General features: G+C 27.6%; 14 protein-coding genes. 10 read left to right on the top strand and 4 right to left on the bottom strand.

Annotated features, from left to right (window positions below):
• The first annotated feature begins 61 nt into the window (after positions 1–61).
• The 5 genes from ATCC9714_RS01205 (at position 62) to ATCC9714_RS01225 (ending at position 6024) form a co-directional block, all read left to right on the top strand.
• A complete protein-coding gene (locus ATCC9714_RS01205; protein WP_057545578.1) occupies positions 62–838 on the top strand; it encodes an ABC transporter ATP-binding protein in 777 nt (258 codons plus the stop codon).
• 3 nt (positions 839–841) lie between these two features.
• Positions 842–2446 carry a hypothetical protein gene (locus tag ATCC9714_RS01210; RefSeq protein ID WP_057545579.1) on the top strand — a complete coding sequence of 535 codons (1605 nt, stop codon included), beginning with the start codon at positions 842–844 and terminating at the stop codon, positions 2444–2446.
• A gap of 139 nt (positions 2447–2585) precedes the next feature.
• On the top strand, positions 2586–3209 hold the full coding sequence (locus ATCC9714_RS01215; RefSeq protein WP_081010853.1) for a PH domain-containing protein: 624 nt from the start codon (positions 2586–2588) through the stop codon (positions 3207–3209).
• A 171-nt stretch (positions 3210–3380) separates the two neighbouring features.
• Positions 3381–4646 carry an RsmF rRNA methyltransferase first C-terminal domain-containing protein gene (locus ATCC9714_RS01220; protein ID WP_057545630.1) on the top strand — a complete coding sequence of 422 codons (1266 nt, stop codon included), beginning with the start codon at positions 3381–3383 and terminating at the stop codon, positions 4644–4646.
• 82 nt (positions 4647–4728) lie between these two features.
• A complete protein-coding gene (locus ATCC9714_RS01225) occupies positions 4729–6024 on the top strand; it encodes a bifunctional folylpolyglutamate synthase/dihydrofolate synthase (RefSeq protein ID WP_054629890.1) in 1296 nt (431 codons plus the stop codon).
• A 52-nt stretch (positions 6025–6076) separates the two neighbouring features.
• On the opposite strand, the gene ATCC9714_RS01230 is transcribed toward ATCC9714_RS01225, so the two are convergent.
• Positions 6077–6328, bottom strand: a complete 252-nt coding sequence (locus tag ATCC9714_RS01230; protein WP_021126574.1) for a TIGR03905 family TSCPD domain-containing protein — start codon at positions 6326–6328, stop codon at positions 6077–6079.
• A 134-nt stretch (positions 6329–6462) separates the two neighbouring features.
• Between ATCC9714_RS01230 and ATCC9714_RS01235 the strand changes: the two genes are divergently transcribed.
• Positions 6463–7329, top strand: a complete 867-nt coding sequence (locus ATCC9714_RS01235; protein ID WP_057545581.1) for a YncE family protein — start codon at positions 6463–6465, stop codon at positions 7327–7329.
• A gap of 1 nt (position 7330) precedes the next feature.
• On the opposite strand, the gene ATCC9714_RS01240 is transcribed toward ATCC9714_RS01235, so the two are convergent.
• The 3 genes from ATCC9714_RS01240 to ATCC9714_RS01250 form a co-directional block, all read right to left on the bottom strand.
• Positions 7331–7867, bottom strand: coding sequence for a DUF4364 family protein (locus ATCC9714_RS01240; RefSeq protein ID WP_021130154.1), 537 nt, complete (start codon positions 7865–7867; stop codon positions 7331–7333).
• Between the two features lie 172 nt (positions 7868–8039).
• Positions 8040–8237: an alpha/beta-type small acid-soluble spore protein gene (locus ATCC9714_RS01245; protein WP_021126568.1), complete on the bottom strand. Its 198-nt coding sequence runs from the start codon at positions 8235–8237 to the stop codon at positions 8040–8042.
• A 112-nt stretch (positions 8238–8349) separates the two neighbouring features.
• Entirely contained in the window at positions 8350–8514 is a 165-nt protein-coding gene (locus ATCC9714_RS01250; protein WP_021126567.1) for a hypothetical protein, read from the bottom strand.
• Positions 8515–8639: 125 nt separating this feature from the next.
• Here ATCC9714_RS01250 and ATCC9714_RS01255 point away from each other — a divergent pair, with 125 nt between their 5' ends.
• The 4 genes from ATCC9714_RS01255 (at position 8640) to prdA (ending at position 14791) form a co-directional block, all read left to right on the top strand.
• Positions 8640–9401 carry a polysaccharide deacetylase family protein gene (locus ATCC9714_RS01255; RefSeq protein WP_054629608.1) on the top strand — a complete coding sequence of 254 codons (762 nt, stop codon included), beginning with the start codon at positions 8640–8642 and terminating at the stop codon, positions 9399–9401.
• Between the two features lie 106 nt (positions 9402–9507).
• On the top strand, positions 9508–11271 hold the full coding sequence (prdR, locus tag ATCC9714_RS01260) for a sigma-54 dependent transcriptional regulator PrdR (protein ID WP_054629609.1): 1764 nt from the start codon (positions 9508–9510) through the stop codon (positions 11269–11271).
• 334 nt (positions 11272–11605) lie between these two features.
• Positions 11606–12892 (top strand): proline reductase-associated electron transfer protein PrdC, encoded by a 1287-nt coding sequence (prdC, locus tag ATCC9714_RS01265; protein ID WP_196333219.1) that lies wholly within the window; start codon positions 11606–11608, stop codon positions 12890–12892.
• A gap of 18 nt (positions 12893–12910) precedes the next feature.
• Positions 12911–14791 carry a D-proline reductase (dithiol) proprotein PrdA gene (gene prdA, locus ATCC9714_RS01270; protein WP_054629611.1) on the top strand — a complete coding sequence of 627 codons (1881 nt, stop codon included), beginning with the start codon at positions 12911–12913 and terminating at the stop codon, positions 14789–14791.
• Positions 14792–14803 lie beyond the last annotated feature (12 nt).

Here is a 14803-nt window from a genome sequence, read left to right on the forward strand (position 1 = left end):
GAATTAAAAAATATGGTATAATTTGGTAAAAAATAGTTTTACACTATCGACAGGAGAAATTATGGATAAAGCAATATTTATAAAAGATCTAAAGATGAAGTTTGAGGGTAAAGAAGTCTTAAAAGGAATAAATTTAGAAGTAGATAGAGGGAGCATAATAGGATATATAGGCCCTAATGGAGCAGGAAAAAGTACAACTGTAAAAATAATATTAGGATTAGTTGAGGGCTATACTGGATTAGTCGAAATATTTGGAGAAGATATATCAAATGGAAATAGTGAGTATAAAAAAAGAATAGGTTATGTTCCTGAAGTAGCTGAAACTTATGAAAGTTTAACTGCTAGAGAATATTTAACATTTATAGGGCAACTTTATGGATTAGAATATGATATTGCAGATAAAAAAGCTTATGAATTAATGGATATTTTAGAAATAAAAGATGCATATAACTCAAGAATTAGCTCTTTCTCAAAAGGAATGAAACAAAAGGTAGTCATAATATCTAGTTTGATACATAATCCAGATATATTATTTTTAGATGAACCCCTAAGTGGATTAGATGCAAATAGTGTAATGGTTCTAAAAGAAATTATGTTAAGTTTAAAAGAAGAAGGTAAAACTATTTTTTACTCATCGCATATAATGGAAGTTGTAGAAAAAATTAGTGATAGGATAGTACTTCTAAATGATGGAAATATAGTTGCAGATGGTAACTTTGAGGATTTAAAAGAAAGAGTACATGAGGAATCTCTAGCTCAAATATTTAATCAACTTACAGGATTTAGTGAATATAAAGAACTTGCAGAAAAATTTATATCTGTAATAAAAGAGGTGTAAATTATGAAAAATTTTATTTCACTAAAGATACTTGATAAATTCAGATTTTTATATGAAAAGCTAGGGGTAGACTATGATGATATGAGGTTAATATTAAGGACAAAGCTAACAATAGACTCTAGGCAAACATCTATATTATTAAATAATCAACAGACTAAACAATCTTCAAATCAATATAAAATAATATTATTACTGTATGCATTTATTGGATTCTTTATGATGATGATTATGTTAATGAATAAAAACACTCTTATATCAATGACGATGTACTTTACAATGATTATGTTTTTGATGCTTACAACATTTATGTCAGACTTTTCATCTGTAATATTAGATATACATGATAAAGGGATATTATTCACTAGGGGTATAAGTCTAAAAACATTGAATGCATCTAAAGTAACTCATGTTATGATATATATGATAAGGATAAGCATAGCATTAAGTGGATTTTCATTAATTGCATCAATAAAGTATGGATTAATATTTTTTTTAGTACTTTTAATAGAAATATTGCTTTTAAATATTTTTATAATAATTGTATCTGGACTAGCTTATCTACTAGTATTAAAGTTATTTGATGGAGAAAAGCTTAAAGATGCAATCAGCATTATACAAATAGGGGTTACAATATTATTTAGTGGAGCTTATTTTATTATAATGAATATAACTGATAGTGCAAATTTATTAAAAAATATTGATTTAGGAACAATAAGTTATCTTTTACCACCTTTTTGGTTTGCAGCTCCATTTGAAATAATAGTAACAGGAAATAAAAATGAAACATTATTGATACTTTCTTTATTATCTTTAGTTGTTCCTGTAATATTAGTTTTAATATATATAAAGCTTTCACCAGTATTTGAAAGAAAACTTCAAAAACTTAATAGTGAAGGTCCTAGTAAAACAGTAAAAAAGCATAATCTAACAATGAAATTGAGTAAGATTATATGCAAAGATAAAGAAGAAAGAATATTTTTTAATTTTGTTTCTAAACTAATAAGAAATGATAGAGACTTTAAATTTAGAATATATCCAATTATTGGATCTTATTGTATATTTCCTATTTATATGATTTTTGATAAAAACGAAAAATACATAAATTCATATATGTATCTATTTTTATATTTCTGTTTAATGATAATTCCTACAGTAATGACATCATTAAAATATTCTAAAAATGATAAAGCATCTTATATATATACAATAATAAATATAAAAAATAAAATGACTGTACATAAAGCAGCTGTTAAAGCTTGCTTGGTTAATATTATAATACCGATTTACTTAATTCAATGTATAATTTTTTTATATTTTTATAAGTTCAATATAATTCAACATCTAGTAGTTATATTTTTAGTTTTAATACTTATAACTATGTTAACATTTAAAATACTTGATAAAAGTATGCCTTTTTCTTGTCCAGTTAATATTTTTAAAAAAAATACAGTAATAGTAGAAAATTACTTAATGATTATTTTAATATTTATTATGACAGGAATTCACTTTCTTTTTTCAAATTTCGGAACATTAGGGATTAATATATATCTAATATTTATTTTAATATTAGATATAGTTTTGTATAAATCAGCTTTTAAAATTAAATAATTTAGTGGTAAAGTTAAAAAAGTCTATCATATGATAGGCTTTTTTATTTGTTTTGATTTTTAACATGAAAAATTATATATAAATATAAGTTATAGTATATAATAGATGAAACAGTATGTTAAAAATAAGGAGGGTAAATATGGCAGGGAATATATTTGGAAGAATGGCAGCAGATACTTTAGGATTATCAGATATAGGGAAAATAATATCTCCAAAGGATTTTGATAAGGTTGATGGAGATGACTATATAATGCATGAAGATGGAGAGAAAATATATTTTGTTATAAAATCAAAGTCTGATGAGTATGTATTTACAAATAGGGGTTTATTACATGTAGATGGAGCTAATGCAATTAGTAAAAAAAGAACAGTAAAAAGACATGAATTTTACTATGAAAGAGTTAATTCAGTAACATTAGAAACTGCAGGTACAGTAGATCTAGACATAGAAATAAAGTTTAGCTTTGGAAGCGAAGCGTTTAGTATAGATGTAGATAAAAAACAACTTGAACAACTAAAAGATTTATATAAAACATTGGTAGAGATAAGCATGATACAAGGAAAAAATAATGTTTCTATAGAAGATGGAACTAAGGGGCTTCAAATGGCAAATGATTCTATATCTAGATGTAGTTTAGAAGGTAATGCAGTAAATATAGTAAAAGAATTAACTAGTTTTAACTTAGATTGGATGGAGTCTTTAAGATTAAAGTATAGTAACAAAGATTTTGGAGAAGTATTTGAAAAATATATAAATAATTAATATAAAATATTAAGGACATCTAACTTTAGATGTCCTTTTTTATTTTATAGATATGATATAATATATACTCTATTATAATGTTTATAGTAAAAAAATTTCATAAATAAAGGCAATTGATATATAGAAAGGACGATAAAATTGATAGATTTACCTCAAAAATTTTTAGATGATATGAAGGAAATACTTAAAGATGAGTATGAGGATTTTATAAAAAGTTATGAAGAACCAAAGACTACAGGATTAAGGGTTAATACACTTAAAATAAGCAAAGAGGATTTAATAAATTTAAATTTATTTAAATTAAATCAAATACCTTGGGCTGAAGAAGGATTATATTACGATGAAAAAATAGATAGACCAGGTAAAAATCCACTTCATGAAGCAGGAGCTTATTATTTACAAGAACCATCTGCTATGAGTGTAGTACCTAGGGCCGATATAAAAGAAAATGATAAAGTATTAGATATGTGTGCTGCCCCTGGAGGAAAATCAACATATATATTATCTAAGTTAAATGATACTGGATTATTAGTTTCTAATGAAATAAATCCAATAAGAATAAAAGCTTTAGGAGAAAATCTAGAAAGATTTGGAGCAAAAAATTGTATAATAACAAATACTGATTCTAATAATTTAAGAAAAGTATTTAATGGATATTTTGATAAGGTTATAATTGATGCACCTTGTTCTGGTCAAGGGATGTTTAGAAAAGATGAAGTTGCAATAAAAGATTGGTCTTATGAAAAAGTATTAGAATGCCAATCTATTCAAAGAGAAATAATTAGAGATGGTTATGATATGTTAAAAAATGAAGGTATATTAGTATACTCAACATGTACTTTCACAAAAGAAGAAAATGAAAATATAATAAATGAATTTATAGAAGAAAATGAAAATGCAAAGCTTATAGAAATGCATAGAGTATGGCCTCATAAAGTAAAAGGGGAAGGTCATTTTGTAGCGAAAATTCAAAAGTTAGAAGATGAAGATTGCAAAACTAAGGAATTAAAAGGGAAAAGATTAGATAAAGAAATTAAAGATTACAAAGACTTTGAAAAAAAGTTTTTAAATATAAATATAGGGAAAAAATTTGATTTAAGAGGAGAAAATTTATATTTACTTCCAGATGAATCACCAGATGTTAAAAAATTAAAAGTATTAAGATATGGACTACATCTAGGAGTGTTAAAGAAAAATAGATTTGAGCCATCACATGCATTATCGCATTATTTAAAGTTAGAAGATGCTAAGCATGTAGAGAATCTTAAGTTAGAAGAAGAACATATTTTAAATTACTTAAGAGGAAATACAATAAATACAGGACAAAGTAGAGGATGGGTTTTAGTAGCAATAGAAGGTATTCCTATAGGATGGGGAAAAGAATCAAATGGAGTATTAAAAAATCACTATCCAAAAGGGCTTAGAATTAATTACTAAATATAGATGTTTTAAAGGATTAATTAAGTAATTTGACGAAATTAATAAAATGAAGATTATTTAATTAAAATGGAGGAATAATATGAACTACAATGAAGCACTTAAATTTATACATGAAAGCCATAAATTCGGAATGAGACTTGGCTTAGAAAATATAAAAAAACTTTTAGAATTATTAGGAAATCCACAAGATAATTTGAAAATTATACATGTAGCAGGAACAAATGGTAAGGGGTCTACATGTTCTTTTATATCTACTATATTAAAGAAAAGTGGATATAAAGTAGGGCTATATACTTCTCCATTTTTAGAAACTTTTACAGAAAGAATAAGAGTAAACGGAGAAAATATACCAGAGAATGAAGTTGGCAATATAGTTAATATAATTAAAGAAAAAATAGAGATAATGGTTAAAGAAGGACATGATTATCCAACTGAATTTGAAATAGTAACAGCTATGGCATTTTATTACTTTAATAAAGAGAAAGTAGATTTTGTTGCTTTAGAAGTAGGTTTAGGTGGTAGATATGATGCTACTAATGTAATTGAAAAACCAATAGCTACAGTTATAACATCTATAAGTCTAGATCATGTAGGTATACTTGGCGATACTTTAGATAAGATTGCTTTTGAAAAAGGTGGAATTATAAAAGAAAACTGTGATGTTATAGTATATCCTCAAAAAAATGAAGCAAGCGAAGTTTTAAAAGAAATTTGTAATGAAAAAAATGCTAAATATATAGAGTGTGATTTTAAAGATATAACTTTAAAAGAATCTAATATTAATTTCCAAAAATTTGATTGTATTATAAATAATAAGGAATATAAAGATTTACAAATTAATTTAATTGGAGATCATCAAGTAAAAAATTCAGTAGTTGCACTTACTACAATAGAACTTATAAAGAATAAATTAGAAATATTAATAAGTGAAGAAGATTTAAGAAAAGGACTGATGGAAACAAAATGGCCTGGAAGAATCGAAAAGATAAAAGAAAATCCAATGTTTATAATAGATGGAGCTCATAATGAAGAAGGTGCTGAGTCTTTAGCTAAATCTATAGATAAATATTTTAAAGGAAAAAATAAAATACTTTTAATAGGAATGTTAGAAGATAAGGATATAAATTCTGTACTGGATATATTAATTCCTAGATTTAATCGTGTTATAACTACAACACCAGATAATCCTAGAGCTATAGATGCTATAAAACTTAAAGAAAAGATAGAAAAGTATAATATTGAAGTTATTTGCAAAGAAGATATAAATGATGCTGTTAAATATGTAATTGAAAATTCTAAAGAAGAGGACGTTATAATAAGTGCAGGATCTTTATATATGATAGGGCATGTAAGAACTATAATGAAAAGTTTATAAAAAGGTATGAAAATGGGATTTAACTCATTTTCATACCTTTTTTTATTGAAAACTATTTTGATAATTGCTCACGTAAAGCTTTAGATAATTGATCAGGACAAGATGTTGGTTTTACTCCACATTGAATTCCTTGTAACTTTTCAGCTATTTCATCAGCAGGTCTTCCTTCTACTAAATGTTTTAATCCTATTAAGTTACCAGGACATCCGCCTACAAAATCTACACTCGTTACTATATTGTTATCATCAATATCAAAAGTCATTTCTCTACAACAAACACCTGATGGTTTTACTGTTACTTTCATAATTTAAACCTCCCAAAATATACTAAATCAATAATAACAATAACATTGATTCATTTCAAGTTAAAAAAAAGTAATAAGACAAGTATTTAAAGCAATATATTATGGTAGTACACTATTAGTAAGGAGGTTTTATTTTGAAGCTATATACATCTAACTATCTATCACAAAGTATTAGTATAATAGACTATAAGACTTTAACGGTAGAAAAAGAGATTAGTTTAGGTACAGATATATACCCTCATCATTTTTGTATAGAAAAAGAAAAAAATATAATGTATATACCTAGCTCTTTTGATGGCGTATTGTATGTTTTTGATATGATAACGGAACAAATTATAGATTCAGTATCTATAGGTGGGAATCTTAGCCAGGTATCTATTTGCAAGGATGAATTATTTATAGCCAATGAAGATTCTAATAGCATATATGTATTAAATAAAAATACATTAGAGCCAATAGGTGTAATTAGTGTTGATAACATGCCTCATGGATTTGCTTTTGATAAGAAAACCAATAAGTTATATGTACCATGTATAGATTCTATACTATGCATAAATGTTATAAGTAAAAATATTGAAAGAAAAGTAGAAATTAATAGTAAAGCATGGCATATAAAAGTTGATGATATTAAAAATTTAATGTACATATCTACATTAGATGGGAAAATTATAGTCTTAGATAAAGACAATTTAAAATTAATACATAATATAGAAGGATTATTAATACCAGTAGAAATTTGTATAAACTATGAAAAAGAACTTATATATATTGCAGATTTAGGCATAAAGGCTATAAAAATTTTAGATTACAATACTTATAAAGAAGTTGGATGTATAAAGGTAAATGGAACACCTCAAGGTTTGGAGTTATCCAAGGATAATAAATATATATTTGTAACGGATACGTATAATAACAGTATAAAAATATTTGAAACAAGTAAAAATGAATTTATAAAAGAAGTTAAGACAGGAAAAGAGCCTACTACTATAGTATTTGAGTAGGCTAGTTTTTACTTGAAATAAGCAGATCTATTATTTCAGCATACATATAAGATGCATTCTTTTTCCAATTATCACATATTAATTTAGCTTGTTTTTCGGAAGATACATTTAAGTTTAAATCTATTAAGTTTGATTGGTTTTCGATAACTCTTAGATTTACTATAAATTCATTATCACTTTGTTTAACGAAGCTAGATTTAACTTGAGTATCTGCTAATAAATTCTCTTTGTTTAGTCTAATGTATTCATCTAACTTTTCTTTTATTTGGTCAGGAATCCTAGATAAAAAATATTCTAAAGTATCTATACCTTTTTTAGTTAAAGTGTAATACTCCTTATTTGAATCTTCATATATTTTTAAGAAATTAGCCTCCATAAGTTGTGACAGAAATTGTTGTAATGAAAAATAATTCATAACCTCAGTCTCAAGTATAACTTGAGTAATTTGAGAATTAGTTAAGTCCATATTTGTTTCTTCTAATACATATAAAATTAATAATTTATGGTAAGCTAATTCTTCAGATGAGTTTTCAAACATAATATCATCCTCCGTATAATGTTTCTATATAATTATATTAAACTAAAATATATAAAAATAAAAGTAGAATTTCATATTTACATAATCCATTGATATAAAAAAGTATGTATATAATTAAAAAAGCTACCTGTAAAAGGTAGCCTTCTTAAATCCTAGGTGTCTAATTTACTACTTACTTTCCAGACATTTGTCTTTCTGCCATCTCTACTAACTTTTTAGTCATGTAGCCACCTACATATCCATTTTGTCTAGCAGTTAAGTTTCCTTTGTCTACTGTATCGTAGTTTGATAAACCTAATTCATTAGCTATCTCTAATTTCATTTGGTTTAAAGCTGCTTTAGCTTCTGGAACGGCTTTTTTAGTTGACATAGTAAATTTCCTCCTTAAAATATTAGATGTCTTACAACTAAGATTTTTTTAAAATCTTGTTGTTGATATTAATTTAACCAATATGAAATTTTATATTCATACTTATAAAAAATTATTTGAATTTTTTATTTATTTTTATCTTTCTATCTTTTCTAATACCTTCTTGGATACCATGAGCTTCTCTTAAATAATGAGTACTATTTAACTTTATACTATTTTGTTCATTATTTTCTGCTTTTCCTTTTAAAATACCAAATTCGCTTCTTAAATTTCTCAATAAAAACACCACCTTTATTTAGTATTACAATTAATTTTCCCAAATAATAAATTTAATTAAGTAGTAATTTTTTGAAAAAAATAAAAATAAACTTGTACTAGAGTATTTATGAATGGAGGGAGTATATGAAAAAAGGACAGCATAAAATAAAAGTTTTTTTATCAAGTGTTATGTTTTTTATCTGTACATTAGTTGCATCATTTGGGGTTATTTATGGAGTTAGATACATAGGATCAAATATGAGTCCAAAAGAAGTACCTATAAATAAGGTAGAAACGAAAGAGAATAAAGTTTCATTGACTTTTGATATAGCAGGTGGATCATCCAATATATACGATATATTGGATATCTTAGATAAATATAATGTAAAAGCTTCATTTTTTCTAGTTGGCAATTGGATAGATAACAACGAAGAAATTGTTAAGGAAATAAAAGAAAGAGGTCATGATATAGGAAATCATTCAAACTCACATGCAAATATGACAGAACTCAATAAAAAAGATATGGAACAGGAAATAGTAACAACATCAAAAAAAATAGAATCTATTACAGGAGAAAAAACAACTATGTATAGACCTCCTTTTGGAGAGTTTGATAAGAATAGTTTTGAAGTTTGCCAAGAACTTGGTTATAAAGCTGTAAAGTGGGATGTAGATTCTCAAGATTGGAAAGAAATCGGGGTTAATCATGTTGTAGAAAATGTTTTGAAAAATACTAAATCAGGAACTATAATTTTATTTCATGGAGATATAAATTATAATGAACAATACTTAAATCTTATAATAAAGAAATTAAAGGAAGAATATGATTTAGTTCCATTATCAGATTTAATTTATGATGATGGATATGAAATAGATAGTAATGGAGTACAAAAACTTAAAGGTTAGTGAAAAAGTTATAGGTAAAACCTATAACTTTTTAATTTTGCTAAAGTATTTACAAGTATCTATATAGTATAATATACCTTATAAACAAAAGCTAAAGGAGGTCATAATGTTTTCTGTACCAGAAACTAAAATTGTAAAAGAAGTAATGAGCAAAAATTTTATAATTGTCGATGAGAACATTACACTAGGGCAAGCTATCGAATTAATTATAAAAAGCAATGAAAGAGAAGTTATGATTCTAAATGATACTGGTGGAATTAAAGGGCTAGTTTCATTGACTGATATTTGTAAACTATCTATGAAATGTAAAGATTATAAAGATGAATTAGTAAAAAATATAATGACTAAAAATCTAATATGTATAGATAAATATGCAAAGTTAGATGAATGTAGAAATATAATGATGAAAAATAATATAGGGGTTTTACCTGTATTAGAAAATGAAAAATTAGTTGGTGTAGTTAACCAAAAGCATATAAGAGATTTTTTATATATGGAATTAGAAGATTATGGGATAACTGTTAAACATATAATTGGAGAAATTAAAGAAGGAATTTGCGCTATAAATACAGATGGAAAAGTTGTTTTGTGGAATAAATTTATGGAAAACAGATATGGAATAAAATCAGAAGATATAGTAGGTAAAGATATGGAAGTATATCTTAGAGGAACTGTATCTGCAAAAGTATTAAAAACCAAAACTAGAGAAAGTGGTATATATAAAAGTGATGATAGTGATGTATTTGGTATAGTTGATGCAAATCCTATTTTTATAAATTCTGAGTTTGTAGGGGTTGTTTGTACAGAAGTAGATATAACAGAAGCAAAGCATTTATCTCAAAAACTAGAAAAAGCAAATGATAGACTTAAGTACTTAGAAGATGAAGTGAAAAACTTATCTAGAGGAAGTTTTGATAATATATTAGGAAGAAGTTATAAATTAGAAAGAGCTAAAGAAGTAGCAAAAAGAGTATCAAAAACTACAAGTAGCATATTTATATTTGGAGAAAGTGGAACTGGAAAAGAGGTTTTTGCAAGAGCGATACATGACTATAGTGAAAGAAAAGGACCATTTATTCCTGTTAACTGTAGTGCTATTCCATCCGAGTTATTTGAAAGTGAATTTTTTGGATACGAAGCAGGTTCATTTACAGGAGCTAACAAAAAAGGGAAAATGGGTATATTTGAATTGGCAAAACATGGTACAGTTTTTTTAGATGAAATAGCTGACTTACCATTAAATATGCAAGCAAAATTGCTTAGAGTTTTACAAGAGAAAGAGGTTAGAAGAATAGGTGGAGAAAAGACTATTAAAATAGATGCTAGAATAATATCTGCAACTAATAAAAACCTTCAAGAATTAGTTGAAGAAGAAAAATTTAGGGAAGATTTATACTATAGATTAAATGTAGTAGAAGTAGATTTACCACCATTAAGAGAAAGAAAAGAAGACATATTATTATTAGTAGATAAATTTATCAAAGAAATCTGTGAGCAAAATAATAAACATAAATTAGATATTAGCAAAGAAGCTATAGGTATATTACAAAGATATACTTGGAAAGGAAATATCAGAGAACTAAAAAATACAATAGAGAATATAGTTGTATTATCTAGAGGGGACACAATAGAAAAGCATGATATTCCTGTACATATATTAGAATCAACTAAAAGTGATACCTTAGATGATGATTATCCTCTAGATTTAAATAAAGCGATAGGCCAACTTGAAATTAAAACAATAAAGAAAGCTTTGGATATGGCAGGAGGAAATAAAGCAAAAGCTTCAAAAATACTAAATATACCAAGAACTACGTTGTATTATAAAATAGATCAATACAAAATAGATGTGTCTAAAAATAGACAATAGACGAAAGACTGACATAAATTAAGCTTTTGCAAATAAGTAAGGTATATAGGTAGATGTGATAAAAATAACTAAAATAAATTTTAAAAAAATACAAAAAAGTGTCAGTAGTTCGACATTATGAAGAGGAAAACGTAATTTATAGGTGATTTTTTACGACAAATAGTATAAAATATATAGTAAATATGAAAAATTCATTCAATTTATATGTCGAAAAATGTTATTTTATAGACAAAACTTAAAAATAAATAAATAAAAAATAGTCAAACAAAATATTTGGCATGTAAATTGCTAATAATAAAATAGTGTTAAATAAAATAGTCAGGGGGTGGAATCCATGATGCTTAAGATAGAATTAAGACAACATGTAGGGGCTCCGTGTAAACCAATAGTTGAGGTAGGAAGCGAAGTTAAAAAAGGACAACTTTTAGCTGAACCTCAAGGATTAGGTGCTAACATACACTCTAGTGTTTATGGTAAAGTAGTTGATATAACAGATTCTGCTATATTAATAGAAGCTGATGAAAATCAACCAGAAGAATTTGTAAAGATTAAAGAAACTGAAAATAATCTTGAAGCCATAAAAGAAGCAGGTATAGTTGGTGCAGGAGGAGCTGGTTTCCCTACACATATAAAACTTAATGTAGATCTTACAGGAGGTTGTATAATAGCAAATGCAGCTGAATGTGAACCAGTACTTGGACACAATGTAGAACTTATGGAAAATAATCCTGAAATAATAGTAAAAGGATTAAAGTATATGCTTGATATAACTAAAGCAGATAAAGCATATATAGCTGTAAAGCCTAAGTATAAAAAAGCAATAGTAGCTTTGGGAAAAGCTTGCAAGGATGAACCAAACATAGAATTAAAATATTTACCAGATATGTACCCAGCTGGTGATGAAAGAGTTATAATAAGAGAATTATTAGGAATAACTCTTGTACCAGGACAACTTCCAATAGAAGCTAAAACAGTTGTTTCTAACGTAGAGACAATAAAACGTATAGTAGAAGCTATAGAAGAAAGAAAACCTTTTATAACTAAAGATATAACTGTAGGTGGAAGAGTTGTAGGCGCAGAAAATCATGGCAAGGTATTTATGGATGTTCCAATAGGAATGCCTGTAATAACATATATAGAAAAATGTGGAGGATTTATAAAACCTTATGGAGAAATAGTTTTAGGAGGACCTTTCACAGGAAGACATGGTGAAGAGGAAAGCCCTGTCACTAAAACTCTAGGAGGAATTTTAGTATCAATGCCACTTCCACAAGAAAGCAAGAAATTAGGAATAATAGCTTGCGAATGTGGAGCACAAGAAGACAGATTAAAACAAATAGCATCATTAATGGGTGCAGAAGTTGTAGCTGAAGAAAAGTGCAAAAGAATGACAGAGGTAAATGGTAGATTTAGATGTGATTTACCAGGTATATGCCCAGGTCAAGCAGAAAAAGTTCTTAAGTTAAAGAGTCAAGGAGCTGAAGCTGTATTAATAGGTAACTGCGAAGACTGAACAAACACAGTTATGCAAGTGGCGCCTAGGTTAGGTTTGCCTGTATACCATAGTACAGACCATGTATTAAGAGCTTCGGGACATAGATTATATAGAAGAAAAAAATAATGCTAGGAGGTATTAGAAATGTCAATAACTGTAGAAACAGCTAAAGCTCATGCTAAAGATCCAGCGGTTTGTTGCTGTAGATTTGAAGCAGGGACTGTGCTAGAACCATCAAATTTAGAAGATCCAGCAATATTTGCTGACTTAGAGGATTCAGGATTATTACAAATAAATGATGATTGTTTAAAGATAGAGCAAGTTTTAGGAGCTAAATTAACTAAAACTGTTGATGCTTTAACTCCACTAACACCTGATTGTGTAGAAGGTATAGTTGTAGCTGAAGAAGCTAAAGAAGAAGTTGAAGTTGAAGAAGTTAAGGAAGTAGCACCAGTTGCTTCTGTAGCACCTGTAGCTCCAGTAGCAGCAAGTGGACAAACTATAAAAATACATATAGGTGAAGGTAGAGATATAAACTTAGAAATACCTCTATCAGTAGCTCAAGGTATGGGTGTAGCACAACAAGCAACACCAGTTGTAGCTGAAACTGTAGAAGCTGTAGAAGTTAAAGCTGAACCTGTTCAAGAAGCTAAAGCAGTAAGAAGTTTAACTAAAAAGCATTTTAAAATAGACAAAGTAGTTTTCGCTGAAGAGACTAAAATAGAAGGAACTACTTTATACTTAAGAAAACCAGAAGAGTTAACTAAAGAAGCTGTTGCTTCAGAAGAGTTAGTTGTTGATATGAAACTTGATATAATAACTCCAGCTGAATACAACAAATATAGTGAAACTATAATGGACGTTCAACCTATAGCTGCTAAAGAAGAAGGAGACTTAGGTGAAGGTGTAACTAGAGTAATAGATGGAGTTATAATGATGGTAACTGGTACAGATGAAAAAGGAGTTCAAATAGGTGAATTCGGTTCTTCAGAAGGTGTACTAGAAACTAACATAATGTGGGGAAGACCAGGTGCTCCTGACAAAGGTGAAATATTCATAAAAACTCAAGTAACGGTTAAAGAAGGTACTAACATGGAAAGACCAGGACCTTTAGCTGCTCACTGTGCATCTGATTATATAACTCAAGAAATAAGAGAAGCTTTAAAGAAAGCTGAAGAGTCTTTAGTAGTAGATACTGAAGAATTAACTCAATACAGAAGACCAGGAAAGAAAAAAGTTGTAATAGTTAAAGAGATAATGGGACAAGGGGCAATGCATGATAACTTAATATTACCTGTAGAGCCAGTTGGAACATTAGGAGCTAAACCAAACGTTGACTTAGGAAACGTTCCAGTTGTTTTATCTCCACTTGAAGTATTAGATGGTGGTATACATGCATTAACTTGTATAGGACCTGCATCTAAAGAAAACTCTAGACATTACTGGAGAGAACCATTAGTAAGACAAGCTATGCATGATGAAGAAATAGATTTAGTTGGTGTTATATTTGTAGGATCTCCTCAAGTTAATGCTGAGAAATTCTATGTATCTAAGAGATTAGGTATGATGATAGAAGCTATGGGTGTTGATGGAGCTATAGTAACAACTGAAGGATTCGGAAACAACCATATAGACTTTGCTTCTCACATAGAGCAAATAGGTAAGAGAGACGTAGCTGTAGTAGGTGTAAGTTTCTCAGCTGTTCAAGGTGCTCTAGTTGTTGGTAACGAATATATGAAGTATATGATAGACAACAACAAGTCTAAGCAAGGTATAGAAAATGAAGTACTATCAAACAATACATTATGCCCAGAAGATGCAATAAGATCTTTAGCAATGTTAAAAACAGTAATGGCTGGAGAAGAAGTTAAGCCTGCTGAAAGAAAATGGAATGCTAACGTTAAATTAAACAACGTTGAGTTAATAGAAAAAGAAACTGGTAATAAAATAGAGCTTGTAGAAAATGAGCAAGTATTACCAATGAGTGAAAAAAGAAAAAATATATACGAAAAAGACGCTAAGTAAGAAAAGACATTA

This window comes from Paraclostridium sordellii (genome assembly GCF_000953675.1).
In the GTDB taxonomy this organism is placed as follows: Bacteria; Bacillota; Clostridia; order Peptostreptococcales; family Peptostreptococcaceae; genus Paraclostridium; species Paraclostridium sordellii.